Origin of the sequence: Bradyrhizobium sp. CB1717 (assembly GCF_029714325.1) — a bacterium.
GTDB lineage: Bacteria > Pseudomonadota > Alphaproteobacteria > Rhizobiales > Xanthobacteraceae > Bradyrhizobium.
In genome coordinates, this window is sequence record NZ_CP121666.1 from 7,841,275 (window position 1) to 7,866,472 (window position 25,198).

Consider the following 25,198-nt stretch of genomic DNA (forward strand, 5'->3'; position numbering starts at 1 on the left):
GGTGCGCTAGGCTATGCTCCTTTCCTCGACCGGCTTGCCGGCACGGTGAATTACCGCAATGAGGAATTTCGGCAGGCCGTGGGCGAGGATCTGAGGCAGGCCGCGGTGAGGGCTCGACTGTCCAGCTGGCCTCCGATGCGTGCGCGAGGTGTGAGGATCGGGTCACTTTGTCGTGGAACGGGATGCTGACCGCACGGCTGAACGCGGACATCGAGGACGGCCTGTACGACGATCGGCTCGCCGAGTTGCTCCAGCATGCCCGCGTCATGTTCCGCTTGGAGGCGCTGGACGGGATAGCGCGCTATACGGTCAATGCGTTTAGTCTCACCATACCGGTCGACGAGATCGAGATCTATCTTGCCTACCAGACTCAGTTGCGCGACCTACCGGAGCTGCGACACTTCGCTCTCGACATGCGATCTTTAACGGTGTCTCACGTCAACGGCGACGACCTTGAGAGAGCGATCGCAACGGTGCGGGAGCAGGAAGCGACAAGCTTTGCGTACTATCTAGCAACGCGTTGGCAACCTTGGGAAACAGTGCTGAGGCGTATTGCCCCCGAAGATCATGCATCAATGGAGGAGCGGCTCGTCGAGGCGATGGGCGACGAGTTTCACACTCGGCTGAACCAACGGCTCGCCGAAGCAGGCCTAACGGGCGATGCCGATGCCTAGCGAACGTAAGGACCTCAAGTCGTTAGCTAGATCGCCCGCTACATCAAAGGCGAGGTGATGCACCGGGTGCTTAGGGCGCATGGCATCGAGCTGTAAAAGACGGTCAGACCTATGTCCGGGCTGCTGTCGTGAGCTCGGGCCCTGCCTCAATGGACAGCCTCCGCCAAGCTGATCGGGCGGTGGAGGCTGCTCTTCGGGCGATGCCGCCGTCGGTCGCTCGTGACGCCGACTGAACAAGCAGCGACATGACTGACCATACGCCCATGTATTGGGATTGTCGGAGCCGCTCGGCGCGCCATTGCAGTTGAAGCAAAGCACCTCAGACGTCACTCGGCTCGAGACGCTCAAGGAAGAACGACGAGCCCCAGCATCTCTTGGGGGCCAACGAGGCGTGATGCTGGGGCCGTAGTTTTTACAAGAGTAGCAAACAGGCAGCGTTGTTGTGCACCGCCCGGTTTGATTCGTCAAAGCGACCGAGATGCTCAGCTCCCGTGCACCCGGACCAACCACGATCTGTTGAAGCTCTGCCGAGCGCACCAGTTTGCCGCGGGCAGGCAGGTGAAAGCACTGTTACATCCGGGCGGATCGCCGCGGGCATCAGGTACATGTTTTCCATCCGCAATACTCAGCGGCCTAACTTCTCGCATGGGCGCCGATGTTCGCCACAGCTCGGAATGGCAGCTTGCTTGTGGAACAACCGACAATTCTCCGGACCGCCGGCTGATACCCCTGCCGTGAGATGTGTTCTCTCGCGGGCTTTCATCCTTTTGTAGATGGGCTCGGCGCTGCTCAGGCAATCCGCCGCGGCAGTCCGGAGGCATGAACGCTGCCACCGAACGGCTCACCGCCGCAAGGGAACCAGCTCACTAGATCCCCAGTCGAGCCATCTGCGCTGAAACGTGCTCCGGATCGGAAAGGGGCTGCCACGGCTGGCCAGCGGCGGTGCTCAACAAGGACCTACAAAACGCAGGCGTAAGCTTGCCCCGGTGGATCACGACTTTGTCGTGGCCCTCGGCCGCACGAGCGTTCTGCCAATGCCGATTGTATCCGCGCTGTTCGTCGGACTTCACATGGCATGCGGCGAATTCGCGATCGCTAAGCGTTGCCAATTGCCAGGCATAAACCGGCCACTCGGTATGGATGTGCGCCCACATCGGCCTTGGCGTCGCGCCGCTACGCAGCGCCTTAGGCTGCAGCTTGATCTCGAATAGCTTACCTGGCTCGCCCTTCAGCGCGTGCGGCGGTCCCACCGACTCCAATTCCCCCGCCGCGCGCAACTGCTCGAGATACGTTTGCGATGGAAACGAGTAGGTCTTCATGCAATCGCTGGTAATTGCTGGTTTCCGCGCTTTCAATGAGTTTGCCTGTCCCTGCAGCTCGGACAACATCCCGTTGAGCCGCGTTAACTTGTCGTGCACTTCGGGAACTTGCGAAGGGGTGAGCAGGCCACGTCGGCGACGCTCCTGCAACGCAGTTACACAGGCCTCAATTTCTTCGGCTTGCGTCTGCAAGCGCGTAATTACGCAATCCAAGACGTGTTCGGCGTCCTCGGGCTTCATCTGGCGCGTTTGCGAGACGCTCCTTTGCTGGGACGGCAGATCGAACTGCAGCAGCTTGTCCAATCGCTCAAGTAATCCCGCCAGTGCCTCCTTGGACGGCGGCGCCTGCCACATCTGGAGGTGCTCGGTTGCAGCGGAAGAGGTGCGTGCTTCCTCCGTGGTGGCGATTTTCTTTGTCCCGAGATCGGAGCGCACGATAACCCTCCGCGTCGGAGCCGTAGCGGTATCAGGCCTGCCTAGTTGCGACTCGTATGAGCTGGCCGTTGAGCTTCCCTCGCCTCCAGCCGCTGCGCGCCTTCCTTTGCCCTTTCTGCGGCGCGGATTGACTTCGCCCACGACGCCAGCATTTTCAGGCGGCGCAGCCCAATCCGGCGATTCGATCGTGACCGGTGTTGTTGGCTGTAGTGCCAGCAGCCGCATGACCTCGTTCGCTGTCGCCCACGCACCTTCCACAATCTCATCCAGCAACTGCAGCGGAAGGTCTGCTCCCGTTCCGGCCCCCCTCAAACTGGCAACGATGCCGCTCAGCCCTGATGCAAATTCCGAAAGCCGCTCCATGACTCCTTCCAGAACGGCGCGATGCCCCGCGTCGAGCACTGCTCCGTCGCTGTATAGAACGGCTTGGTTCGTCGAGATGAATGCCGGAAAAACATCCTCCACGAAGGTCCCGAGCAGACGCACCCGCCCGCTCTCGTCCATGAGAGCATTGCGCACGTGTGGGTCGAGCATGCTCGCTCGCGCGTCAATCAAGAGCTCAGCGAGCGCGATCCGCGATTGCAGATGCATGCACTTCATATTAAGAGCCCAGCCGGTTTGCAGTCTTAGTGCTGTCTCTTCGGCCTTGCGCATCTCGGGCGTGCTACTTGGCAAGTTGGCAGTAGCCGCCCAGACAGACTGCATCCGCTCCAAGCGCAACACCTTCTTTCCCCACCATTCCATGCAGGCTGCATAGTAGTTTGCCACGCTTGCAAACGCGCCGCTCACCTGGGCAGGCGTACCGGTGTTTCTAATCCTCCCAAGCCAGCCTGTTGCTTTCTTTCTGTCCTCCTCCAGCTTATAGACAATCTGGGTGGCGACTGCGTTACATTCATCGGCCGCGTGCAGCGTGTCATCGCGGAGCCGGCGAGCCTGATCGTCCGGCAGGATGCGGCGCGCCAAATTGGCAGGCAGGTCCGCGTAGTACTCCAGAACTGTTGAGCCTGATTTGACGACTTGATCGATCAGCTCTTGCGCCTCTGGTAGATTCTGGGCGCGCGTCGCCGCTCGACGGCTAGCCTCAAGCTCCCCAAGCAGGTTGTCCATTTTTTGCCTTGCTGCCTTGATCTCGCTGCGCGTTGGCGCTGCCAGATTCGAAGCTGGCTTGCCAAGCACCGCGGTTCTGTCTTGAGTGCCAGAGCGCATCCGCTCGATGGCGGCATCGAAGGACTGACTGCGTCCTCCCGGGAGTAGGCTGGGCTCCGGGCTCGAACGGCTTATGTCCCCGCTGCTGTCGGCTCCTGTGGCCCCGACCTCCGATGTGCCAGCTCGGCCAATCCCCGTCATACTTTGTCTCCAATAAAAGTCAGCCCGTCTGGATAGACCGCGTGACTGACGGCTAGCTGACCAAAGCGCTCTTGGGGATGCTCAAGAAACCCCGATGTTGGCTAGGGTTCCACGTCCGTTGCAACTCTCAATGTTCCTGAAGAGAGCGATGCCAGGGACGCCTCGGCTATATCCAGCTGAGACGAGATCGCGGCGGACGTGCGCTGGGCAGGAACCGTCGGTACGAGTCCCGCCCGCTTTGTCGATGGTTCGATCCCGGCCAATTGGGACAAGTTATCCCGAAGTGTTTAGGCAACCTGGGGGACGTTCGCAGCTTGCAAGCAAAATATGGTCAAACGGCAATGAGCATATATCGATTGGCAGACCTAAGATCGCCGTCTGGTCGTGCTAAGGGTAAGAGGACTTTGCCGGAGAGCGTACCGGCGGTCCTTTCACCGATGACGATGAGTGCAAGAGGCCGATCAGCAACGATATTTTTTCCGTTCGAATCGGCAGATTCGCCCTTCCGCAGCTTCGGTTCTCGCTGCATTTCGCAGAAGCCCGGCGCCCATTTAAGCTCCGTCAGATCACCTTCATAGAAATAGGGCAGCGAGCGCACCAAACGCACCGAGAACCAGCCCAATCAGCGAACCGGCGGTTGGTACGTCTCTAAAGAGCAGAACCGTGAGTATCGGCTCGATGACCAGGATGGCCCCCAGCGATATCGCGACAATGATCCAGATATTCTTCAGATGCATGTAACCCAGCGCGTATCCAAAAACGAGGAGGATGCCACCCAAGCTCACCAGGACAAACATCGGCCAAAGCATCGCCAGATCGCCACCGGCCTTTCCGAACTGCCTTGAGGCAATCAACTCCGCGACTATCGAAAGAGCTTCTCCAAGGAAAATCGCTGCCACAGCTACAATTCTCAACATCAAGGTCATTGGCCTCTATGGTTTCGGCTATTGAGGTGGCCCGGAGACCTGCATCGGAGTAGCCGTTGAGGTTCAATTTTCGGCATGCCAAGCGTTTGCGACTCGAGACGCGCGCCCACTTGTCGTTTCTCGCGGGTCCTTCTAAGCGTCTGCCGGGCCGGTAGTTAGCTTCCGATATACAGCATTGTTTCTCGTCGATCACCCCGTCTGGCATTGCTTGCAGAAACCAAAGATGGTTCAGGACAAGCCCGCCCCGCCGCCTGCCCTCTGCGTGAGCAGAGTAATTTGAGCCTAGGCTGCAATCCGCACGGGGAGAGCGGAATAGCCGTGCACGAAGTTAGAGGCAATCCGCTCGGGTTCGCCGACGACCTCGAACCACAATCCCGCAGACAAAATCTCTTCCCAGAGAACTCTCAACTGCAGCTCCGCAAGATGTCGACCAAGACAGCGATGGATGCCGAATCCAAACGAGAGATGTTGCCTCACATTTTTGCGATCGATCACGAAACTGTTGGCGTTCTCAATGATCTCTTCGTCCCTGTTACCGGAGATGTACCACATGACGACCTTGTCGCCTTTCCTGATCTGTTTTCCACCTACGATGCTGTCGATCGCGGCGGTACGGCGCATATGTGCGATTGGCGTCTGGTACCGAATAATCTCGGACACGGCGCTTGAGATAAGCTCGGGATTGTCAATTAGTTTTCGCAGTTCGGAGGGGTACTGATTCATGAACAGCAGGCCGCCGGTAATTGAATTGCGCGTGGTGTCATTGCCCCCAACGATCAGCAGAATCAGATTTCCGAGAAACTCACTCGGCTCCATCTGGCGTGTGGAAGGCGAATGCGCCATCAGGGAAATCAAGTCGAGGCGCGGCTCGGCTTTGATGCGCTCGTTCCAAAGCCGGGTGAAATAGTCCAGGCACTCGGACAAAATGGTGCTTCGCTTGTCCCAACTGTCGATTGCATGGCCCGTTCTCGGAGCTGTAACAGCGACGTCTGACCAATAGGTCAGCAGTCGCCGATCCTCAAATGGAAAGTCGAACAGCGTGGCGAGCATTTGCGTCGTCAACTCTATGGACACCATGTCCACCCAGTTGAAGGCCTCATTGCGCGGCAAGCCGGCGAGAATCGCCCTGACCCGAGACCGGATCAAGCTTTCGAGCTTCGTCAAGCTTTCCGGTCCGACGATCGGGCTCACGGTATTGCGCTGCTCGGCGTGCTTTGGAGGCCCCATCTTGATGAAACTCGGGGTCCAGTGCTCGCCAGGCACGTCGACAATAGTGACACCTTGCTCTGACGAGAACGCTTTGTGGTTTGTGTCTACGGCTACGATATCCCGGTATTTCGTTACGGACCAATATGGACCATGAGCGCTGTCTTGACAGTAGTGAACGGGATCTTCCTTTCGCAACCGCTCGAAGCAGGTCCATATGCTCTCGTCTTGAAAGCGCTTGCCCTCGCTTACATCCAGCTTGCTCAACGGGATAAAACACGAAGCCTCAGCCCCATAATCTTCCGATCGCCTTGTCATGATCATCTCTGCAGATTCCGCTCTCGAGAGTTTGCGGTGTGGCGCGATTCATCGCTTCGAGCTGCCGCAGCGCTTAGCTGCGACGGGCCGCTCGACCAGGCTACCTCACAGTGCAGCTAGCCTCGCCCTACCACGTCGGGCAGTAAGGATCGTATTGACTTTCCAAGTCGATCTACTCAATGGATCAGTGAGCGCTGTCAGCGCTGGTTAGAGATCGCTATGCGCTGGAGGCAACATCAAGCCTAGTACACCTTCATAAGGCGACCCTCGCCTTGGGATACGGCCGGAGCGGATAGCTTTCTCAAGGTCATGGATGAATAATCGTCTGGCTAGGACTGTTCAGGCAGATCGATCCAGATATCCGAAGGACCCTTCATGAGGGTATCCTGATCTGGAACGTAGATATTATCGAAGATCCTGAGACCATGAGCCGTTGCCGCTCCAAAGATTATGAAAGGGATCTTGACTTGCTCCAGGTCTTCGAAGTTGTCGGCGCCGACGATTCGAACAAAATCGAGCTTAAAGTGTCGGAACTTGATCTGAGATGTAGCCGACGCGACCAGATCCTTGACGCTAGATACCCCGTGGGCGATCTCTTTCCTCGAATGGTTGAGTGCTGTGAAGAGACACGACAGCTCATCAAGCTCGGAACGGCCAAATCGCCTCAAACGCGACGAAATAGGCACTCCGTTCTTGTATCTCACGGTCGGCACAAACCTTATCTCGCAATCCAGAAGGAGGTCTGCGACGGCGCGCTTCACCAGGATCGCCTGACCGATATCTTTTAAGCCGAAGTAGCTGCGAGTTGGCCTTGCATAGCAGATCCAGCGGACTGCCCCGGTAACGGCTTCCTTCAAATACGCATCACGCCCCCCTAAACGCAAATGACAGTCGCCTTGCGATATAAAGGTTCGATAGCCAGGCGGGAACATTTCGGCGTCGTTGGAGGAAATCACGGCAGTTGCTCCCGAACGCAATGCAAGTCCAATATCCTCGTCCAAATTGAAATCGTAGCTCCCACCTGGTCTAAGCTGGATCTTGTTCGGGTAGACTGTGACGATCGCGACGTCATTCTCCGATGCCGCCCTTCTGATCAGTTCTGCATGCCCAAGATGCAGGGCGCCGAGAGTATGTACCGTCCCGATTGTCTGCCCTGTTCTCGCTACCTCCCGGATGAACGCTTTACCTGCGGAAAGACATGCCAGATGCATTTTCCTACTCCAGTCTCTTTGAACGCCCAAAGAGCGATCTGATTGGTCCGATCGCGCAGAAAGTCTGCCCTGCCTCTCCTATCCGCCGGCAATGCCAATACCCCCATAGCGCTTTAGCGCTCGCTCACAGCCCGGACGACCGCCCAAAGCTGTCCTAAGCTCACCGACACTGCATTCCGTTCTATTTGCAGTCTCCAAAGCCGTCAGGTGGACCCTTCTCGACCCCGTCTGATCAACGATGAGAATTCAGTTAGGTAGCTTGATGGCTCGCGTGGCTGATCCCCCTTCAGAGCGGCCTGTAGGCCCGGACATCGGTCTGCAAAGAACGGTGGCTCGAATGTGGTTATCTTAGCGCCCGAAAAGTCGACCTTTACCAAGCTGGCCTGGAACGGCGACATCCCACTCAGGTTCGCCTCGCGCAAGGACGATTGGTTCATGCGAACGTACGCGGCCCGCGTTGCCTCCAGATTGGTTCTCGTCATTCCTGCGGCCAGATATGCCTGAACGAGATTCGATCCTTCGAGATTTGCCTCATCCAGTGCCATTGATTGCGGGGGATCACCGGTGATCATCGACCTATAGAGATAAGCATTGGATAGGTCTGCGCGTTCGAGATCACAGTCGCGCACAAAGGCACAGCGGCCACGAAAGCTCGATAATTTGGCGGCTCGCATTGTGCTCTCTGTTATCGAAATGCATTCGCCTGATGCCAGAGACAGGTCCGCTCCGTCGAGCTGGCAGGAATGAATGGATGCACCGTTGAGCACGGCACCGACGAGGTTTGCGTTGGACAAGCTTACGGACACAAGCCGCGCCTGGCTTAAGTCTGCCTGCTCAAGCTCTGCATTTGGAAGATTTGACAGGTGAATATCAGCAAATGGTGCGCTCATGGCTCTCGCTGCGATGCGGCCGCTTACCTTTGAGAGTCTCAGATACGGAAGATGAGCGCCTTCCAGGACAAGACCATCGACCGAGGTGGGACGCACGATCGATAAACAGTCCCCCTTTGACTGGACGAACGAGCAAGACGTCAGATGCGCTTTCGTGATCGTGAGTTGGCTCAGCTTGGCAAAGCGGAAGGAAGCGGATGGAAGGAAACATTCATTGATGGTCGAGCCCTGTAGCTCCGCGCCATCAAATACAGCATCACTCGCGTCGCATTGATAAGCGAGAAGCCCGCTGAGCATGGCGTTGTCAAAGCGTGTCCTTTTCATGCTGCAACCGTGAAATAGACTGCCGGTTGCATCAACTACATTGCGCAGACTGGCATCATCGAAGTTGCAGACCTGCGCAGCGAGCGCGTGCATATATGCAAAATCGAGCTTGGCCCCGCGGAAACTTGCCCTCTCTAGCCCCGGACAGATAAGATTCGCCCCAGAAAGGTCTGCTCGGTCCAATTTGGCTCCGTAGAGCTGCGCACGATTGAGGGTACAGCGTCGCAACGGGAATTCTGACAGGTCGAGACCATTAAAGTCCTCGGAGGATAGCTGCAAGCCAATCCCAGTCCTTCTGATCGCCTCTTCGGTTCGCCACCCGACGGCGGCCACCGCGCGCAGCCGATCGGCAGCTCGGCTCCAGTACCGAACAAAGTCGCCATCTGATGAAAGGTTGTTTTTCGGATCTGACCAGTGCTCTGCCCCTTCATTCGCGGTGCACGCGCTATCAGCGCCGATCGTTTGCGACATGACCACGATTCCGTATTGCCCGGATTACGGGGGGCCTGTTATTGACCTCTTTTTGCTGCGCCTTGGAGGTACGCTATGCGACCTGTGGCGAACTCGTCGGCGAAATGGCGACACGATGCGTCGATGAGGTGCCTATTGTGTCGGTGACCTCCGCGGCCGGCACGCTTGAGCACGTCAGCCGAATTCTAGTCATGCGCCCCCACTGCGGCTCGCTGAGACTATTCACCGAGCCCGGCGACGCTGACCACGCAACGGTCGTTTGACAGTGTCGATATGTCCAGAAGTTGCGGTTTGGCTCGTCGGCTCTTATAGGCAAATCCAAATCGCTCTCCATCAAACCGAATGCGAAAACTTCAAGGTCTTGTTCCTTTTTCAGAATGGACCCACGGCTTCCGGGCGGATAAGTGATCGTTCACAGGGCTGAAGTCTGCCCCTACTCGGCCTTACCTCATTTCCGATAGCAATGACCGTGCCAGCCGCATCAGTCGCAATTAAGGGCTGAATAGGCGTCATGAAATCGATAGTGATGCCGACTGTCTTGAACCTGACAAACACGCTCTCGTTGTCAGGGACCGCACCATGATCGACAACGCTATCGTGAAAGCGAAGATTGCGAGCTTGTCTGCACGAGCACAAGAGCCGCCCGTCCTAGCGGGCATGACATCGATAACTTGCAATCCGACAATTGCGGATCGCCGACCTCACGGTTAGCGAGTGTTCGAACTCGGCTAACTCTGCTCCGCGCGCCGACCAGTCCATCTAGCGGGAACCCGTGCCACAGACTGACGGTCGCGCGATGAACGAGCGCTAGTCGTGACCAACTCGGTGCGCAAATGCGAATGCCCCGCGATTGGAGATAGACAATTTTATCATAAAGGATCGAATTCGAAGGCGTTCATGCGATGCCTTCTTCGAGGATCGTAGCTGAAGGACCTATCCGCTGGTCCCGCACAAGACGCGGCATGGCGGCGATAAGGCTCTTGGTATACTCAGACTGTGGATTACGAAATATCTCGTCAGTGGCGCCACTATCGACGATTCTCCCCCGGCGCATAACTATGACGCGATCGCTGATATGACGAACAACACTGAGATCATGCGAGATGAAGAGATAACTTACGCCGAGGTAGTCCTTCAGATAGCCGAGCAGGTCCAAGACCTGGGCCTGAACCGAGACGTCGAGCGCCGAAACCGGCTCATCGCAGACGATTACGGCAGGATTTGGTGCGATCGCGCGTGCGATCGCAACGCGCTGGCGCTGACCGCCCGAGAGCTCGAGCGGTCGTCGGTCCAGCAAGGCTTTGGATAGCCCGACCAGATCGAGCAGATCGATAACACGCTCCTGCCGCTTGCGCCGTGTCTCAACGTCGCTCGAAAGGCTGTCGGATATGATGCGTCCGACCGTCCAACGTGGATCAAACGAGCCAAGAGGATCCTGGTAAATGATCGATAGCGACCGCCGCCGAGCCCGCCGTTCGCGCTCGGCGAGCGTGGTCCAAGGCCGGCCTGCAAACTGAACGGCTCCCTCGTCAGGCTCGTCGAGCGCCAGGAGCATGCGCGCCATCGTTGACTTTCCGGATCCGGACTCACCCACGATGCCCAAAGTCTCGCCGGATCGCAGTTCGAAGGAGACGCCGTCCACAGCCGCCCGTAAAGTGCCATCCGGGCCCTTGAAGCGCTTCACCAGACTTGTCGCTTCGAGCAGGATGGGACGCGATTTCGGCAGCGATTGTAGGGGTAGCTGCATTTGCTGCTTAGGCGAACGCACAATAGTTGATGGTGAGAGGCGTGAGCCGCGCGGCCGGCCTGATGGCACGGCGTCCAGCAGCTGACGAGTATAGGGGTGTCGCGGATCTCTGAATATCTGGGCAGCGGTGCCGCGTTCGACGACCTCGCCTCCTCGCATGACGAGGATCTCATCCGCCACGTGGGAGACCACTGCCAGATCGTGACTGATCAGGATCAGAGCCTTGCCCCTCGTTTTGGTCTCCTCGAGCAGTGCCAGCACATGAGCTTGCGCCGTCACGTCGAGCGCGGTCGTCGGTTCGTCTGCGATCAGGATGCGCGGATCGAGTGCAAGTGCCGAAGCGATGAGAGCCCGTTGACGCTGGCCGCCGGATAATTGATGCGGCAGCTGCTCGGCCTTGGTCTCGGGCTCAGGGACACCGACGAGCTTAAGGAGAGCAATGACGCGCTGCGCGAGCTCCTCGCGTGATGATACCGCACCGTGGAGGATCAAGCCTTCACCAACCTCCTTGCCGATCCGGCGAAGCGGGTCAAGCGAGACGAGTGCATCCTGTAATACAAAGCCAATCTCGGTGCCGCGGATGCGCCGCCAGGCACGATCGCTAAGGCCGATTAGGTCCGTCCCGCCGAAGCTTAGCTGGCGTGCATGAACATTGGCGTAGCGACCAGCAAGGCCTATGAGAGACCGCGCAGTCACGCTCTTGCCCGAGCCGGATTCACCGACAATCGCAAGACACTGTCCCGGTCGGAGAGAGAAGGATATGCTGCGCACGACCGTGTTCTCGGCGATGCCGCGCCCGAAGGAAACACGCAGCGAATCGACCGTGAGGAGGTCTGGCTGCTGCGGGACAGGCTGGGGGCGACCCTGCGACATTCACCTTTTTCCTTCCAAACGGTCCTGTAGATGGCGCCCCATGATGGTGAGGCTGAGGGCAAACGCCGTAACTGCTAAACCGGGTATGATCTCCAGCCACCAGGCATAGATTACATAATTGCGCCCGGCATTGAGCAGCGCGCCCCATTCAGGCGCCGGGGGAGCGACGCCGAGTCTTAGAAATGCAAGACCGGAGGCCCATATAACTGCCTGACCTACGCCGATCGTCATCATTGCCGTCAGCGGGTTCATGGCGTTGGGAAGAATATGCCTCCAGACAATACGGGGAAATGGATGGCCCAGCACGTTAGCGGCCTCCACATAGCCTGCCCCTTTGATGAAAAGCATCTGGCCCCTGATCATGCGCGCATAGCCTGGCGCTGTTCCGATTCCGACAGCTACGACTTCGGTCAATACCGACGGCCCAAAAACTGTCACGAACACAAGGGCGAGCAAGAGCGTGGGAATTGCGAAGAGCACGTCAATAATTCTGCTGAGAATGCTGTCTAATAAACCGCCAGAAAGTGCAGCGGCGCCGCCGATGGTCATTGCAACGGACATGCTCAGCGCCGTCGCGCCAAGTCCGATAGCCAAGGATTGGCCTGCGCCCTCGACCACGCGAGAGTAAAGATCTCGACCCAATTGATCAGTCCCAAACCAGTGAGCGATCGACGGAGACTGCAATGCCGATGTCAGATCAATAGCAAGCGGATCGTGCGTCTGCAGCACCTTTGGCGCCATGGCTGCGAGGACAAAGACGCCGACGATGATAAGACAGACCGCAATTCGAAAGGGGACATGGCGCAGGATCGCTAGGACTTCTCTGAGCAGCCGAGATATGGCGACTTCGGCGAACATGCTCATGTCAACTTGATCCTCGGATCGACCACCCGGTAAGTCAGATCGACAATCAAACTGACAAGAACGAACAGGCCCGCAGAGATCAAAACAGCTCCCGAGACAATCGGAACGTCTCGCGAGGACGTTGCAGCAACAAGGACTCCACCTAGGCCTTGACGGGCGAAAACCACCTCGATCAAAATCGCGCCCGAAAGCAGTTTGCCGAGCGCCCAACCTGATAAAGTTATGCCAGGCAGTGCTGCATGGCGGAGAACATGGCGAAGCCTGACGCCGAAATCACTCATACCCCGCGCCCTTGCGGACGTAACGAACGGCTGCTCGAGCACGCGCGTGAATTCGTTCTGAACGACTTGTCCGAAAAAGCCCGACAGTTCAAGAGCCAACGCAAGCGTCGGCAGAACGAGCCCAATCGGCGAATTTCCCCCGATCACCGGAAAAATGCCTAGCTTTACCGCAAAGAGCACAAGCAGAATTGTGGCCAGCCAGTAAGGCGGCACCGTTGCCAAAAAGACTTGTGCGTCATTGAGCAGCTTCGACCATATGTTGTCTCTGCCAGCGATGAACAAGGTTGTCAGAATTGCGATAAGCCATGCGATCAGCAGCGCAGCGATGGCCAGAACAATCGTGGGGCCAATCTGTTCCGCAATAATCGCTGCGACAGGCCGATGTTGCTGGTACGACTCGCCAAGATCGCCATGAAGGATCTGCAACATGTATTTGCCGTATTGAACCGCGAGCGGTTGATCAAAACCATATTTCGCATTGATCGCTGCAAGCTCCGCCGACGACGCCGGCCCGACGTTGCCACTCGTCACATTGATGATGATCTGGGCGCGGTCGCCAGGAAGCATACATTGAATCAAGAACGCAAGGGTTGCGGCAGCCCACACCACGACCACGCCGGAGAATATCCGGCGCGCGAACCAAACGATGGGATGATGGACTACTATCCTCACGGCGTCACTTCCCATCATCGAAATGAGCGTCATAGAAAACGGGTTCGCCAACCGAGCCGCGGTCCAGCCAAACGTCTTTGAGGTTCGGCTTGGTCGCCAACGTTACGTCCAGCACCGTGAGGCCAATCACAGGAGCCTCATCCACGATCTTCCGTTCCGCCTGCTGATAGAGGACGATACGTTGCACCCCATTGAGTTCCTGCTCCGCCTTTTGAATGACGTCCCAAAGCGTCAGATCTTGATAGCGTGAGGGATTGAAGCGATTGGTCTCGCCGTTCTGATCGGGCTTCCACGAGATCCGGAATATCTCAGCGCCGGGGGCAACCCAATAGAGGAGAACGACCTCATAATCATCGGGTCCGAGGTTTTTTCCGGCGAAGAAATCAGCCGGATTGGTCGGTTGAAGACGTACGTCAAAACCGGCCTCCCTTGCCTGCTGCTGGATAACTTGCAAGGCTTGCTCGCCGTCCGGCTTCAGAAAAGCGTTCGAATAGGAAATGCGCACGATGAGCGGATTGCCGTTCTTGACACGAACGCCGTTACGATTACGCTCAGTCCAACCCGCCTGATCCAGCAGCTGATTGGCCTTCCGAACATCGTATCCATAGGAATGGCCGAGCTCAGGCAGGTATTCCGGCGAGCTCTGACTTAGCGCCCCGTTACCCTCAAACGGCAAAGAGCCAAGGAAGGATGTGTCGACCGCGGCCCTTCGGTCAGTAGAATAGGCAAAGGCCTTGCGGACGAGCACGTCGTCAAATGGGGGTCGGGCCGTATACAAGGCCAAGCGCAGGGGGGTGCCGCCGGTAAGGTGCCGCAATACTGGAAAGCGGGAGTTGGCGTCCTTCCATGCGACAGCTGGGATGTCGTATATGGCATCGGTCTCGCCCGTGATCAGCGAGCCGTATCGGATAGTCTGATCTGGCAGAAACTTCCAGGTGATCCCGTCAACGTAAGCCGGCCCTTGATGTTTTGCGGTGGCCGGGGCCGAATTGTAGTCGGGATTGCGGCGGAAGGTGACCTCCCGTCCATGGCGCCATTTGTCGACAATGAATGGACCTGAGCCGACTGGGTTCTCGCAGTTCACCGCAAGTCCGCGTTTGAGCGCGGATGGTGAGAGAATGCCCTGTGAGGATTGAGCAAACACGTTCAGCAAGGGTTGAAATGGTACCTTCAAGGTTACCTGTAACCGCAGAGGAGCGATTGCACTTGCCGATTCGAAGCTATCGCTAAGATACGGAGCAGCAGTCGGATTACGCAGATCAGGGTCGTTGCTGAGCCACCCGTTGATATTGTCCGCGATGGCCTGCGCATCCAGAGAAGTGCCATCCGTGAACTTCACATTCGGCTTTATCTCGAATGTGTATATCTTCTTGTCATCGGAAATTGTCCATGACTCGGCCAGCCATGGCACAATCTTGCCATCCTCGCTGCGGGCGACCAGATTATCGCTGTACTGGCGTTGCAGATACCATTGCTGCACCCATCCTCCGAAGAGGCACGCCGGCTCTTGAAAATGCCCGTAACGAATAACGCCCCCTCGCTTTACGCTCCCGGCTACCCCTTCTTGAGCATGAATGCTTGACGGCAGTTGCGAAAGGCCCACGAGCACGAGAAGGGTCGCCTTCACGGTTCTTGCTGGATAGTTCGACTTTCCAGTGAAGCGCCTCGTTGGCCGGGCATTCGATGAACGCATATCCAGTCTCCAAATCATTTGATGTTGAGGAAGCGTCATAGCGGTGAGGTAGCTGTGGCTCGTGCCGGCTCGAAAGGAATGGAAAGCCCCAAATGCTCTCGCAGAGTCTGCCCCCCATATTCTTTGCGAAAGAGCCCGCGCTTCTGCAGGATGGGCACCACATTGTCGACAAACGCTGAAGTGCCATCTTTCAGCACGTCCGGAATGATGTTGAAACCATCAACCGCGCCAGCGCGGAACCATGCCTCAATCGAGTCCGCGATCTGCTCGGGTGCACCCACGAGCAACCGGTGGCCAAACGCTTGAACGCTGCTGATGATTTCGCGAACCGTCCGACCTTGACGCGCCAGAGTCTCAATCGTGCGATGGTGACCGACAGAAAACGGAACATCATCTGCAGTAGGCAAAACCTCCTCCGGGATTGGCTTTTCCAGGCTGAGCTTCTCGACCGCCACGCCCATGCTTCGTGCGAGAGCGATGATGGCGCGCTCCAGATCGAGCAGTCCGTCAAGGCTTTCCTTGCGACGAGCCGCTTCTTCCTCGGTGCCCCCGATACAGGTGACAAGGCCTGGCAGAATGAGCGGAGCCGCAGGGCGGCCGAATTGCCGAGAGAGCGCGCGCAAGCGCTCTGCCTCCTGTAGAGCCGTTGACAAGTCCCCTGCTGCCGCAAACACGACATCTGCACTGCGGGCGCCAAGCCGTAGTCCGGGATCCGAACCGCCCGCCTGAACGATGACTGGGTGGCCTTGGGGCGAAGCGGGGTGCGTAAGCGGGCCTCGGATGCCGAAACTATTGGTAGCGGGATCGAGCAGACGGAACTGACTCTGATCTGCGTAAACACCCGCTGCCTGATCGGCGATGACCATCTCGCCGCTCCAGCTCAGCCAGAGAGCACGGACCGTTTCAACGAAGTCCTCCGCACGCCTGTAGCGATCCGCTCGACCGACCTCGCGACCGCCGAAGTTTGCAACCGTCGCCGGACTCGACGTCGTGACCGCGTTCCACGCAACGCGGCCGCGGCTGATGACATCGAGGGATTGGAAGCGCCGGGCAAGATTGTATGGCTCGTTGTAGGTAGTCGACGCGGTCGCAATCAGGCCAATTCGCTCCGTTTCACGTGCAATCACAGCGAGAACCAGCGTCGGTTCGAGCCCATTAAGCGGCGGCTGGCGCGTAATGTCGGAACTTATCGCGGGGGTGTCGGCGAGGAATACAGCATCCAGCAACCATGCTCCGCAATCTTCGCAGCGCGGACGTAGTGCTCGATGTCGAAAAAGGCGCTTGGATTTGTGCCCGGCCAGCGCCACGCGGCAGAATGACCACCGGCACCATGAAGATTTAAGCCAAGATGAAGCATGGAGTTACCCGAAGACATCACAGGCCCTCATGCGGCGGCCTCTGAGCCGTTTGGCGGACCTTCTGGACAAGTTGATCTCGGCAGCGAGCCTGCCTTTTCGCGCAAGCTCACCCTGAATGTGCCTCCGCATCCGATTTGAGGGATAGACAACAAACAGTTGGCTGATGCTAGAGCAATGTCACCAAAGAAGCTTTGGCTACGTCCTGCCATGTTGTCCAAGCGGGAGCCGCCGAGAAGAGCTTCGGCGACGCTGGCCGCCGATTGACGCCGACGTGCGTAAAGCCCGCTTCCAGCGCCCAGTTGATTCCACACGAGTACACTCACATCGGCTCTCCAGAATTCATCAAGTAGCCAGCTCCTTTTCAGGAAGGTGTTTTGGATGCCCATTCGCTGATCGAAACATTTGGACTCCCGACCGGGCAAGAAAGGATCAAGCTAGAAGGATCTGTAGAGGTCGAGAGCATGCAAACGCAATAGTTGAGTATTTCAATCTACTATCGTCCGTTGGCATCCTCTTCTATTGCGATGCCTAATGGCCTCTGATCGGGCTCACCGAAGCACGCGCTGCCTGATTGCAGCGGCTTCAACTGGGCAGCGGCGGCTCGAAGCGAATGACATGAATTGATGCGTTCGAGAACACAGAGAGATTTGGCGCGACATTGTTGATCACCCGCTTGCTGCCCCGTTGCAAAGCGACATCCGATCAATAAGGCCGCGCCAAGCCAACCATCCAATAATGCGATGAAACATTCCAGATTCTCGAACGTTTAAAGGCAACGCTTGGAAGCTGAACTCTCTTCTGCACTACCAGAGAGCTTTGATGCCTCTTTCGCCGTTCCCGAGGATTTCTCCCATGGCACCCAGGCCGCGCTGAATATGATGCGCTCCAGGCTCAGCCGCTGGGGTCTGTTGCCGGATGCAGCACAGCGGGTAAAGACCTACGACATTCACGGTGAACGCTATACGGCCGTGCTAGGACCGCGTGGGCGCAATGATGTTCAACTCATACATCTGCGGTCTCCTGCTATCGCCGATACGTTTGATGTTTCGTTCGCCGTGCCCATGGATTTTTATCATGGCACCCAGTTGCCCCCCGAAATGTTGCTTTCCACGTTGGGCAAGTGGGACTTCTTGCCTAATGGAGAACATCCGGTCATGAACTATGAGATTGGCGGGGATCGCTACACGGCCGTGTTGGGACCGAGAGGATCCGACGACGTCCAACTCATTCGTCACCCGAGGCTCGCTTTGCCGGGTGAAGCTGCGCTTGTAACGCCGACGGCTCCCCCGCATGCCTACGGCGGCCTTGCACCTGGCTTTAATCCGCTCTCCTCGTTCGTGCGAAAGGACGCTCCTTTGGCGCTGGTGCCAAACATTCCACTGCCGTCTGCCGCACCGGGATCGGGCCATCAGCCGTCCCCGCAAGTGCCTGAACTCGGAGAGTTGTTGGGCGACGACTGGAGGCACGGCCCCCAAGAGGCTTCGCCTGTCGTGATCGATATGCTTCAAAACCTGGGCTTTCTGCCGAGCCAAGAGGTCCCAATGACCCGTTTTCTGATCCACAGTCAGCCCTACACGGCCGAAAGCCTACCCGGAGGCCGCGTCCTTCTCTTCCATCGGCCGCAATTTGGCTGAACGAGGTGCTCGTCGGCACCTCGGGCAGCTGCTCAAGCTCGCGAAACCACGTCGATCGTTTGCTTTCAGAGAGTTTAGAACTGAGTCCGACCGACAATTTTAGCGGCGAGCAAACCCCCGGCCGCCAGTCCCAGCATGATCTTAAGCGGGATGGTTCAATCCGATATGGCCGCATTCGGCAGCACGGAGGTTTCAGGTGAAAGGATCCGAAAAGACGCGGGATGCAAGACACGAGTGCATCCTGGTGGCCGAGGGACGAGCGTCATCAACACGGGCTCGCGGCTTGACGGGATGGAAGTAATGTCATCACAAGCGCGGACGGCGTGCGGACGTACCTTGGCGAGCCAATCTGGAGCGTTCAACTGAGAGGCCTTGCTCCAACCCATACACGATCGCCTGAACCGCCGATCTTCCAATCACTGAGATCGAATCGAGATCGACGGCCCTCGTAAGTTGCCTTGATCGAACTGCAGCAAGTTCGTGCAACTCGATGCCTCTTCCGACGAAAAGACGGCCAGAAACACTCTGGCCGTTCCTGGCGATCGAAATGATCCGTGTGATGGCTTGCGAAGGTGTCCACACGATTAAAGTATCAAGCCTTCGAAGCGCATTCCTCTGTCCTGTGCTCTTCGTTACCAGATGAACTTTGCGCCATCCGGCAGTTCGCAGATGAATTCGCCCTGGTACACGAGTTCGGTGGTCCCGACGACCAGCTTCGAGGCTCGCACCGTCAGCTTGCCTTCGCGGCTGAGGCTATGGCGGATGTACTCGGTCACGGCATGTCCGGAGCTGTCGACCGTTTGATGCGCATTGGCGAAGCTGATGCCGTTCTGGGCGGTCACCCTGAAGGCATTGATGACCAGACCGGCCTGCGTCGCCGACGCAGGCTTGCCAGCCTCCGCGGTGGTACAGCGGCTCATGTCCAGTATGAGCTTCACATTCTTCCCGGCCTGCAGGGCATTGAGCACCTCGGTGTATTTCGGCGAGGGCTCATCGGCTCTCGCCAGCGCGCTCACGCTTGCGGCCGAAAGCAAGGACAACAGGATCGTCACTCCTATGCCAGTAAACTTCATATGCTCTTCTCCCTCGATAAGTACCACAGATCTCATTTTTCAAGACGTCGTGCTCGCAAACCGTTTGGCTGATTTCAGACATCAAGCGCGCTCGCGCCTGCGACAAAAACATCCTGTCGCAGCCAGGCGCAAGTAGTTGTGATGGCTATTCCGACATCACGACCTCGTATGTCAGGTTTGCGGAAGTGGCTTAGCCTCGCGCGACGTCGACTAGAACGATCCGATCGAGCGTCTGCCGCTTGGAAACCACAAAACGGCAACCGATCTCACTCCTCCATCGCAGGCCCAACGACCGAGAGCATGCAGTTCTCACATCTGCTGCATAAGCAGACGATCTCCGAAAGAACACTCCGACCAGCCGCATGCGCCAGCTTGTCCATCTTGATAGCTGTGCTAGGACTGTCTGCCCTGGACGACGGGTCGGCAATGAAGTGGTGGAGCGAACCTGACGCGGCGGTCGGATCAAGCTCCGTCAAGGCGCCCGATCTCGGCCTAGTCGAAACAGCAATACCAGAAGACACAAGGCGGCACCGACAATTGATCCGTTGCTTTGGGCGGCTTCCGCCAGCTGACCGCTCGCCTCACTGACTGACCCTATTCGGCATTCCTCAAAAGGCTGAACCTAAATGGCTTCCTTCCTGGTCCGTCAGCTTCTCGAAAGAAGCACCTGCAACAATCTACGCCGACAGCCGGCACTCGAAGGGAGAGAGAGAAATGAGTGTTGATCCGCGGAATGCCGCAGACACTCCCTTTGAGGTTCACGACGCGCTGCAGCACTCGCACAGTGTCGACTGGCAATCGGACGAGCTTAACGCACAGACCGGCGCACCGGCACACAGTTCAGAAGATCAAGAAAGCTTTGAGCAGCAGCTGAATGACTTGGATCTAAACGACTCATGTTCGGTCTACCCGACCTCGGATTCAGTCTCCTTAGAGGCAAATCACGCGGTTTCCACGTCCTCGTCTGCGCCAAACGAGGTGAGCCGGAAATTAGTCGCTATCCAGTCTCATCATTGTCAGCGCACGCACTCAGCTTGCCGCAACACTGACAGGCGCCACTCTTGAAGCGCTTCGGAACGAGATCGACCTTGCCGAGAAACAAACAGCACATTGATCATCGGCGACCGCAGCTCCTGTCGATCGGGACCGCCTATTCGACGAGGTGGCGGGGTCGTCATATGTCACACTGCGGCGTTTTCAGAATGAGGGCAATGATTGCAAGCCACGCATGGAAGAAAACACGAGCGCAATACCGCATGTCCGCACCACGGCTCGGGCTCATTCTTCCGTTGGAGATCCTCTGGAGCGGTATCCTATGGACCGAGCTGGCATATGCGCGCCAAGACAACAGCATTCCCCTTCGTATCGTTGTCGAGGATCCGGCAAAACTCGCCGTTTCTCGCGATCCTTGGGCGAGAGCGATCGCCAACAATGCGGACGCGCTGCACACCTACACGGTACCGAAGCCAACTGTCTGGACCACCGACGGCGTGCTGAGTAGCATTGGGCTTGGAATGAATGCCGAAGATCAGGACAACATCGATGAGGACGTCGATTTGATGTGCTCACTGGGCAGAACGCCAGCCCGAGAAACCGATCGCCTGTTCCTGGGCGGCAATTTGGAAAGCTACCGGACCGCAAGCGAAGCAAATCCCTATAACCGCGAGAGCAATGAGTAGATCGTCTGTCGACTGCGCCATTTGGCAGGTTCGTTGGCGTTCGAGCAGGAAGAACTGGAAAACAGCGCACCAGCTCCGCCTCACGCATAACAGCTTGAGCATAATGGCGGGGTGACGGATGGCCCGATCAATGCGCCGATCGAGCGGTACAGCGGTTGAGAGCTGCGCCGGAAGATACACCGCCGACGGACGCGGGGACGCCGGACCATCCTCTCTCCCCTGCGCGCTTGTTGGAGCATCCTGGCGCCTTGGCTGCGTTGTGACATCGCCCGGCATCAATTTGTTAGCTGCCACCACGGTTGGCCGGCGAGGTAAGCCGCTGAACGCTGCCCGCCTTAGCTAGCCCGGCCTGACATTAACCGAGCGGCCAACCAACAGGTATTTCGGCGGCGATCCTATCAGGTATTCACTGGTCCGCAGCAAGCGGCGCTGTTGCAGTACGGCCGATCCGCCACCTGGATGTGTTCCATCAAAACAATCGATTTTGCCGAGCACGCCTAAGAGCCCCATAGTCGATCGCAATGTATGGAGGCCGCATTTGACGTCTGGCAATCGATTCTCTCCTCAGTCCCTTGCCGAACAACTTGGCTCGCGCGATCGGCCGTCTGCATCTCGGACGTTAGCTCCTATCGTCACATGGACGCATCCCGAGCCTCGCCACGGTCTTCCCGCGAAATTGCCACGTATGAGGCGGATCGGATCGCCCGATTCTAGGGTCATGGCTTACCCAAAGCTTAGTAAGAACGACTGCCTCTTCGCGCAGTTCAAGGGGTTTCTGGCGCTACGCTCAATTGGACGGACAAATGCTCACGACGTTGGACAGAGCGAGACCGACTGCCACGCGCAGGTCAACGGCATGGCCGAACTGTGTCGCCGTTGCCTCACAACGATTTTGAATTTGAGGGCACCGCTACAAGGAGCCTTTAAAGGCACTTGAATCTCCCGCAGCGTCAGATTGTAGGATTTCCGACAGTCTCGCGACAGAATCCGCTCGCGTGAACTGTTCCTGACAGGTAGCAACAATTGCGAACGTCTCAAAACCTCCATGCTCAGCCGATCCGCCTCGCCACACTACTCGACTGCTCCCCTTCAGAGCTTACGTCGCTTATCTGCTCTGTGAGCGCAGGACGCAGCGTCCTTCTCGCAGCCAGACCAGGATCCAGCGCGCGAGAACAACGCGGGCAATCGCTATTTCGCCTATGCCGACCACAGGCCGAGTCCAAGCTTGAGATTAGATCATTCCTGCGCCGTTCACTCTGTCTGACGAAACGGAGGCGGCGTAACCAGCTGAGACAATGCCAGACAGCAACGCCGGACTCAATCTGCCCTTCGTTCGCACCATTCGCTCGACCGCGGCGGAGAACGTCTCCGGAGCGACCGAACTTCGGGACAGTTGACATCGTGCTTGGCTATCACCGGCTAGCGAGAGGATGTCTATCCCGCAGATGGGCGTGTTGATCGTTTCGTCGCATGTTGGCCTTTTCCAGCCATTGGCCGATGCATAGTGCGTGCCTTCAAACGCGGAAAAATTGCGTTGTCGTGACTTGACGACACTACGGGCTCAACAGCCTTGCAGGACTGACCGCGGTCAAGGCGAACTTGGGGAGTTTCCAATGTCGGTTTCGCAAGTCTGTTCGGCGGCAAATACAGCCGCTCTCGCCTGCGCTTTCGTTTCGTTCGGGCGGTTTGGCGCGATCGCTACTGCAGGCGCTCGTGTAGTGCATGCAGGCACGGCTATGCTCGGCCTACAGATGCATCAGCGCGCGGCCAGGCCTCTCGGCTTCGTGAGAGCTTGCAGAGCTCTGGCCGGCGTAAGGGAAATTTTGAAACGCGCCCGCCCGCACAGGCGATCCGCCGCAGGCCGCCGCCTATCCGATGACGATGGACGCTCAGACATGGGTCGCCCGCCACCAACGTCTTGCGTGTCGTTTACGATTTTTCGAATTCACGCCAAAGCGGCAGCCTCTGGGTTCCGCCGAATCTCATGGTCAGCGTGACACGCTCAAGTCCTGCCGAGGACGGACGAGAGGAGATGAATGCGAATTCTCTTGGTTGATCATCATGCGGACTTTGCCCGCGACGTGAAGGAAGCGCTCTTAAATTGTGGCTTCGCCGTCGACGTGACCCGCACGCTGGATGAGGCGGCGGCCGCGCTCGATTGCGCGAACTACCACATGGTCCTGCTCGAATCGGCTTTGCCCGATGGAGACGGATTGGACTGGCTGAAGCAGTTGCGGCGCGAGGGACGATCAATGCCGGCTATGATGATGAGCGGTCTCAATGATCTTAGCCGGCGGATTGCGATCTTCAATGCGGGCGCGGATGATTTTCTGCCCAAGCCCGTGTCTATCGACGAACTCATTGCCCGCATGCGAGCCATTTTGCGACGGTCAACGCAAATGATGGCGCCGGTTGTGACATTCGGGAATCTGCATTTCGATCCGATCGCAAGACAAGTCTCGATCGGTGGTCGAATACTGAGAATTGCGCGCCGCGAAGTGTGCATTCTTGAACATCTGCTCAACCGCGCGGGCCGTACCGTGCCGCGCGCATCGCTCGAAGATAGCTTGTATGCATTTGACGATGAGGTCTCGACCAACGCGCTGGAAGTCGGAATTTATCGCTTACGCACGCACTTGAGCCAAGCGGGCGCAACGCTGAGGATCAAGACCGCGCGTGGTGTCGGTTACACCCTCGAACTCATCGGCGCAGCATCGGCTGCCTAGCCGATCGAACTTGAAAGCAGCACTCCCTTGAACGTGGCTAACAATGACGCCGGCGAGCCGCCGATGATCGCCAGCGGCTCGCACTATGCCGTTTTTCCCCGCCTCAGGTACGTCCTGTGCGCACTCGCTCTGCTATTTCCGCTTGCTGTCACAGCTCAGACAAGGCGCGATAGCAAAGGGGAACCGCCACGTGCGGCGCCTGGTAGCACCACGGGCACGATCAACCTTACCTCCTCACAGGGCAAGACAGTTCATCTGACCGGGCCGGCTGCGAGCATTTTTATAGCCGACCCGGCGATTGCGGATTATCAGGCGCCATCGAACACCACGATTTTCGTGTTTGGCAAAAAGGCCGGACGGACGAGCCTGTTTGCCCTGAACGACAACGGAGAGGCTCTCGCCGAGCTACGTGTTGTCGTCACCCAACCGATCGAGGATCTGCGGGCTGCGCTTAAGGCCGAGGTCGGCGACTATCCAATTCAGGTCAGTTATACCCCGCGCGGCGCGATCCTTAGCGGTACGGCGCCTAACGCCGACGTCGTCGAGACCGCCAGGAAGGTCACTGAGCAGTTTCTTGGCGCGGGCGCGCTGGTTGTCAACAAGATCCAGGTCGCCGGCTCATTGCAGGTGAATCTCAGCGTACGGGTGGCAGAAGTCTCCCGCAGCGCCGTCAAGGATCTCAACATCAACTTCACGGCCTCGAGCCCAAACGGCGCTTTCCTTGTGACCGGCAAAGGGGGTGGGTCCGGCGCGGCCGGCGGCGGCGGCACGATCGGGATTGGGTTTAGCGCCGGCAATACCAACCTGAGCGCTGTTCTCGACGCTCTCGCGAGCGAGCACCTCGCCTCAATCCTGGCTGAGCCGAATCTAACGGCCATGTCCGGCGAAGCCGCAAGCTTCCTCGCCGGCGGCGAATTCCCCATTCCGGTGATGCAGGACAACCGGCAGGTTTCCGTCCAATTTCGCCAGTTCGGCGTGAGCCTCGAGTTCGTTCCGACGGTTCTCAACAATAATCAAATCAATGTCCGTGTGAAGCCCGAAGTCAGCGAATTGTCGAGCGAAGGCGAAGTCAAAATCAATGGCATGGCGGTCCCTGCCCTCTCGACTCGGCGGGCGAGCACGGTGGTCGAGCTCGCCAGCGGTCAGAGCTTTGCAATCGGCGGCCTCATCAGGCGCAACTTCAACACTGATATCGGCGAGTTTCCCTGGCTCGGCGATGTGCCGATCCTGGGCGCGCTTTTTCGCTCCTCATCGTTTCAAAAACGTGAAACCGAGTTGGTCATTATTGTCACGCCCTACATCGTGCGGCCCGTACCGAATCCGAACCGGATGAGTGCGCCGAGCGACCGCATCTCACCGCCCTCAGACGCGGGGCGGATTTTGACGAACACGGTTGCACGGCCGCCGCGAGAGCGCAATGCGCCCCGCGCCAGCGCACCAGGATTGACCGGCAGCGCCGGCTTTATTATCGAATAAG

General features: G+C 57.8%; 16 protein-coding genes. 5 read left to right on the forward strand and 11 right to left on the reverse strand.

Annotation, left to right across the window (positions count from 1 at the left end):
* Nucleotides 1-167 precede the first annotated feature (167 nt).
* Nucleotides 168-674 carry an NEL-type E3 ubiquitin ligase domain-containing protein gene (locus QA649_RS43010; protein WP_349254049.1) on the forward strand — a complete coding sequence of 169 codons (507 nt, stop codon included), beginning with the start codon at nucleotides 168-170 and terminating at the stop codon, nucleotides 672-674.
* 866 nt (nucleotides 675-1,540) lie between these two features.
* Here the strand turns inward: QA649_RS43010 and QA649_RS36405 are convergent.
* The 10 genes from QA649_RS36405 to QA649_RS36450 all read right to left on the reverse strand — a co-directional run bounded on the left by QA649_RS36405 (nucleotide 1,541) and on the right by QA649_RS36450 (nucleotide 16,477).
* A complete protein-coding gene (locus QA649_RS36405) occupies nucleotides 1,541-3,775 on the reverse strand; it encodes a hypothetical protein (protein WP_283021399.1) in 2,235 nt (744 codons plus the stop codon).
* Nucleotides 3,776-4,347: 572 nt separating this feature from the next.
* Nucleotides 4,348-4,701, reverse strand: a complete 354-nt coding sequence (locus tag QA649_RS36410; RefSeq protein ID WP_100233341.1) for a hypothetical protein — start codon at nucleotides 4,699-4,701, stop codon at nucleotides 4,348-4,350.
* Between the two features lie 282 nt (nucleotides 4,702-4,983).
* Entirely contained in the window at nucleotides 4,984-6,231 is a 1,248-nt protein-coding gene (locus QA649_RS36415; RefSeq protein ID WP_283021400.1) for a cytochrome P450, read from the reverse strand.
* Between the two features lie 323 nt (nucleotides 6,232-6,554).
* Nucleotides 6,555-7,436 (reverse strand): pantoate--beta-alanine ligase, encoded by an 882-nt coding sequence (locus tag QA649_RS36420; RefSeq protein WP_100233340.1) that lies wholly within the window; start codon nucleotides 7,434-7,436, stop codon nucleotides 6,555-6,557.
* Between the two features lie 203 nt (nucleotides 7,437-7,639).
* Complete coding sequence (locus QA649_RS36425) at nucleotides 7,640-9,121, reverse strand: pentapeptide repeat-containing protein (protein ID WP_283021401.1); 1,482 nt, start codon at nucleotides 9,119-9,121, stop codon at nucleotides 7,640-7,642.
* A gap of 895 nt (nucleotides 9,122-10,016) precedes the next feature.
* On the reverse strand, nucleotides 10,017-11,741 hold the full coding sequence (locus QA649_RS36430; RefSeq protein WP_283021402.1) for an ABC transporter ATP-binding protein: 1,725 nt from the start codon (nucleotides 11,739-11,741) through the stop codon (nucleotides 10,017-10,019).
* Entirely contained in the window at nucleotides 11,742-12,605 is an 864-nt protein-coding gene (locus tag QA649_RS36435; protein ID WP_283021403.1) for an ABC transporter permease, read from the reverse strand.
* A complete protein-coding gene (locus QA649_RS36440; RefSeq protein ID WP_283021404.1) occupies nucleotides 12,602-13,591 on the reverse strand; it encodes an ABC transporter permease in 990 nt (329 codons plus the stop codon). Before QA649_RS36440 ends, QA649_RS36435 begins: the two co-directional genes overlap by 4 nt.
* The gene (locus QA649_RS36445; protein ID WP_283021405.1) at nucleotides 13,563-15,251 is read right to left on the reverse strand and encodes an ABC transporter substrate-binding protein; all 1,689 of its coding nucleotides are present in this window, start codon (nucleotides 15,249-15,251) and stop codon (nucleotides 13,563-13,565) included. Before QA649_RS36445 ends, QA649_RS36440 begins: the two co-directional genes overlap by 29 nt.
* A gap of 35 nt (nucleotides 15,252-15,286) precedes the next feature.
* Nucleotides 15,287-16,477: an NtaA/DmoA family FMN-dependent monooxygenase gene (locus QA649_RS36450; protein ID WP_349254050.1), complete on the reverse strand. Its 1,191-nt coding sequence runs from the start codon at nucleotides 16,475-16,477 to the stop codon at nucleotides 15,287-15,289.
* Between the two features lie 911 nt (nucleotides 16,478-17,388).
* On the opposite strand from QA649_RS36450, the gene QA649_RS36455 reads away from it, so the two are divergent.
* Nucleotides 17,389-18,243, forward strand: coding sequence for a hypothetical protein (locus QA649_RS36455; protein ID WP_283021406.1), 855 nt, complete (start codon nucleotides 17,389-17,391; stop codon nucleotides 18,241-18,243).
* Between the two features lie 632 nt (nucleotides 18,244-18,875).
* Here the strand turns inward: QA649_RS36455 and QA649_RS36460 are convergent.
* The gene (locus QA649_RS36460) at nucleotides 18,876-19,295 is read right to left on the reverse strand and encodes a VirK family protein (RefSeq protein ID WP_254124917.1); all 420 of its coding nucleotides are present in this window, start codon (nucleotides 19,293-19,295) and stop codon (nucleotides 18,876-18,878) included.
* Nucleotides 19,296-20,527: 1,232 nt separating this feature from the next.
* On the opposite strand from QA649_RS36460, the gene QA649_RS36465 reads away from it, so the two are divergent.
* The 3 genes from QA649_RS36465 to QA649_RS36475 all read left to right on the forward strand — a co-directional run bounded on the left by QA649_RS36465 (nucleotide 20,528) and on the right by QA649_RS36475 (nucleotide 25,197).
* Entirely contained in the window at nucleotides 20,528-20,995 is a 468-nt protein-coding gene (locus tag QA649_RS36465) for a hypothetical protein (RefSeq protein WP_283021407.1), read from the forward strand.
* A gap of 2,036 nt (nucleotides 20,996-23,031) precedes the next feature.
* Complete coding sequence (locus tag QA649_RS36470; RefSeq protein ID WP_100233332.1) at nucleotides 23,032-23,721, forward strand: response regulator transcription factor; 690 nt, start codon at nucleotides 23,032-23,034, stop codon at nucleotides 23,719-23,721.
* A gap of 27 nt (nucleotides 23,722-23,748) precedes the next feature.
* Entirely contained in the window at nucleotides 23,749-25,197 is a 1,449-nt protein-coding gene (locus QA649_RS36475; protein WP_283021408.1) for a type II and III secretion system protein family protein, read from the forward strand.
* Nucleotide 25,198: the final 1 nt, after the last annotated feature.

What these genes read in the sequence shown, in the direction of transcription:
- QA649_RS36405 (WP_283021399.1), bottom strand. Translation starts at nt 3,775, where the DNA reads ATGACGGGGATTGGCCGAGCTGGCACATCGGAGGTCGGGGCCACAGGA.
- QA649_RS36410 (WP_100233341.1), bottom strand. Translation starts at nt 4,701, where the DNA reads ATGACCTTGATGTTGAGAATTGTAGCTGTGGCAGCGATTTTCCTTGGA.
- QA649_RS36415 (WP_283021400.1), bottom strand. Translation starts at nt 6,231, where the DNA reads ATGATCATGACAAGGCGATCGGAAGATTATGGGGCTGAGGCTTCGTGT.
- QA649_RS36420 (WP_100233340.1), bottom strand. Translation starts at nt 7,436, where the DNA reads ATGCATCTGGCATGTCTTTCCGCAGGTAAAGCGTTCATCCGGGAGGTA.
- QA649_RS36425 (WP_283021401.1), bottom strand. Translation starts at nt 9,121, where the DNA reads ATGTCGCAAACGATCGGCGCTGATAGCGCGTGCACCGCGAATGAAGGG.
- QA649_RS36430 (WP_283021402.1), bottom strand. Translation starts at nt 11,741, where the DNA reads ATGTCGCAGGGTCGCCCCCAGCCTGTCCCGCAGCAGCCAGACCTCCTC.
- QA649_RS36435 (WP_283021403.1), bottom strand. Translation starts at nt 12,605, where the DNA reads ATGAGCATGTTCGCCGAAGTCGCCATATCTCGGCTGCTCAGAGAAGTC.
- QA649_RS36440 (WP_283021404.1), bottom strand. Translation starts at nt 13,591, where the DNA reads ATGACGCTCATTTCGATGATGGGAAGTGACGCCGTGAGGATAGTAGTC.
- QA649_RS36445 (WP_283021405.1), bottom strand. Translation starts at nt 15,251, where the DNA reads ATGCGTTCATCGAATGCCCGGCCAACGAGGCGCTTCACTGGAAAGTCG.
- QA649_RS36465 (WP_283021407.1), top strand. Translation starts at nt 20,528, where the DNA reads ATGATTGCAAGCCACGCATGGAAGAAAACACGAGCGCAATACCGCATG.
- QA649_RS36470 (WP_100233332.1), top strand. Translation starts at nt 23,032, where the DNA reads ATGCGAATTCTCTTGGTTGATCATCATGCGGACTTTGCCCGCGACGTG.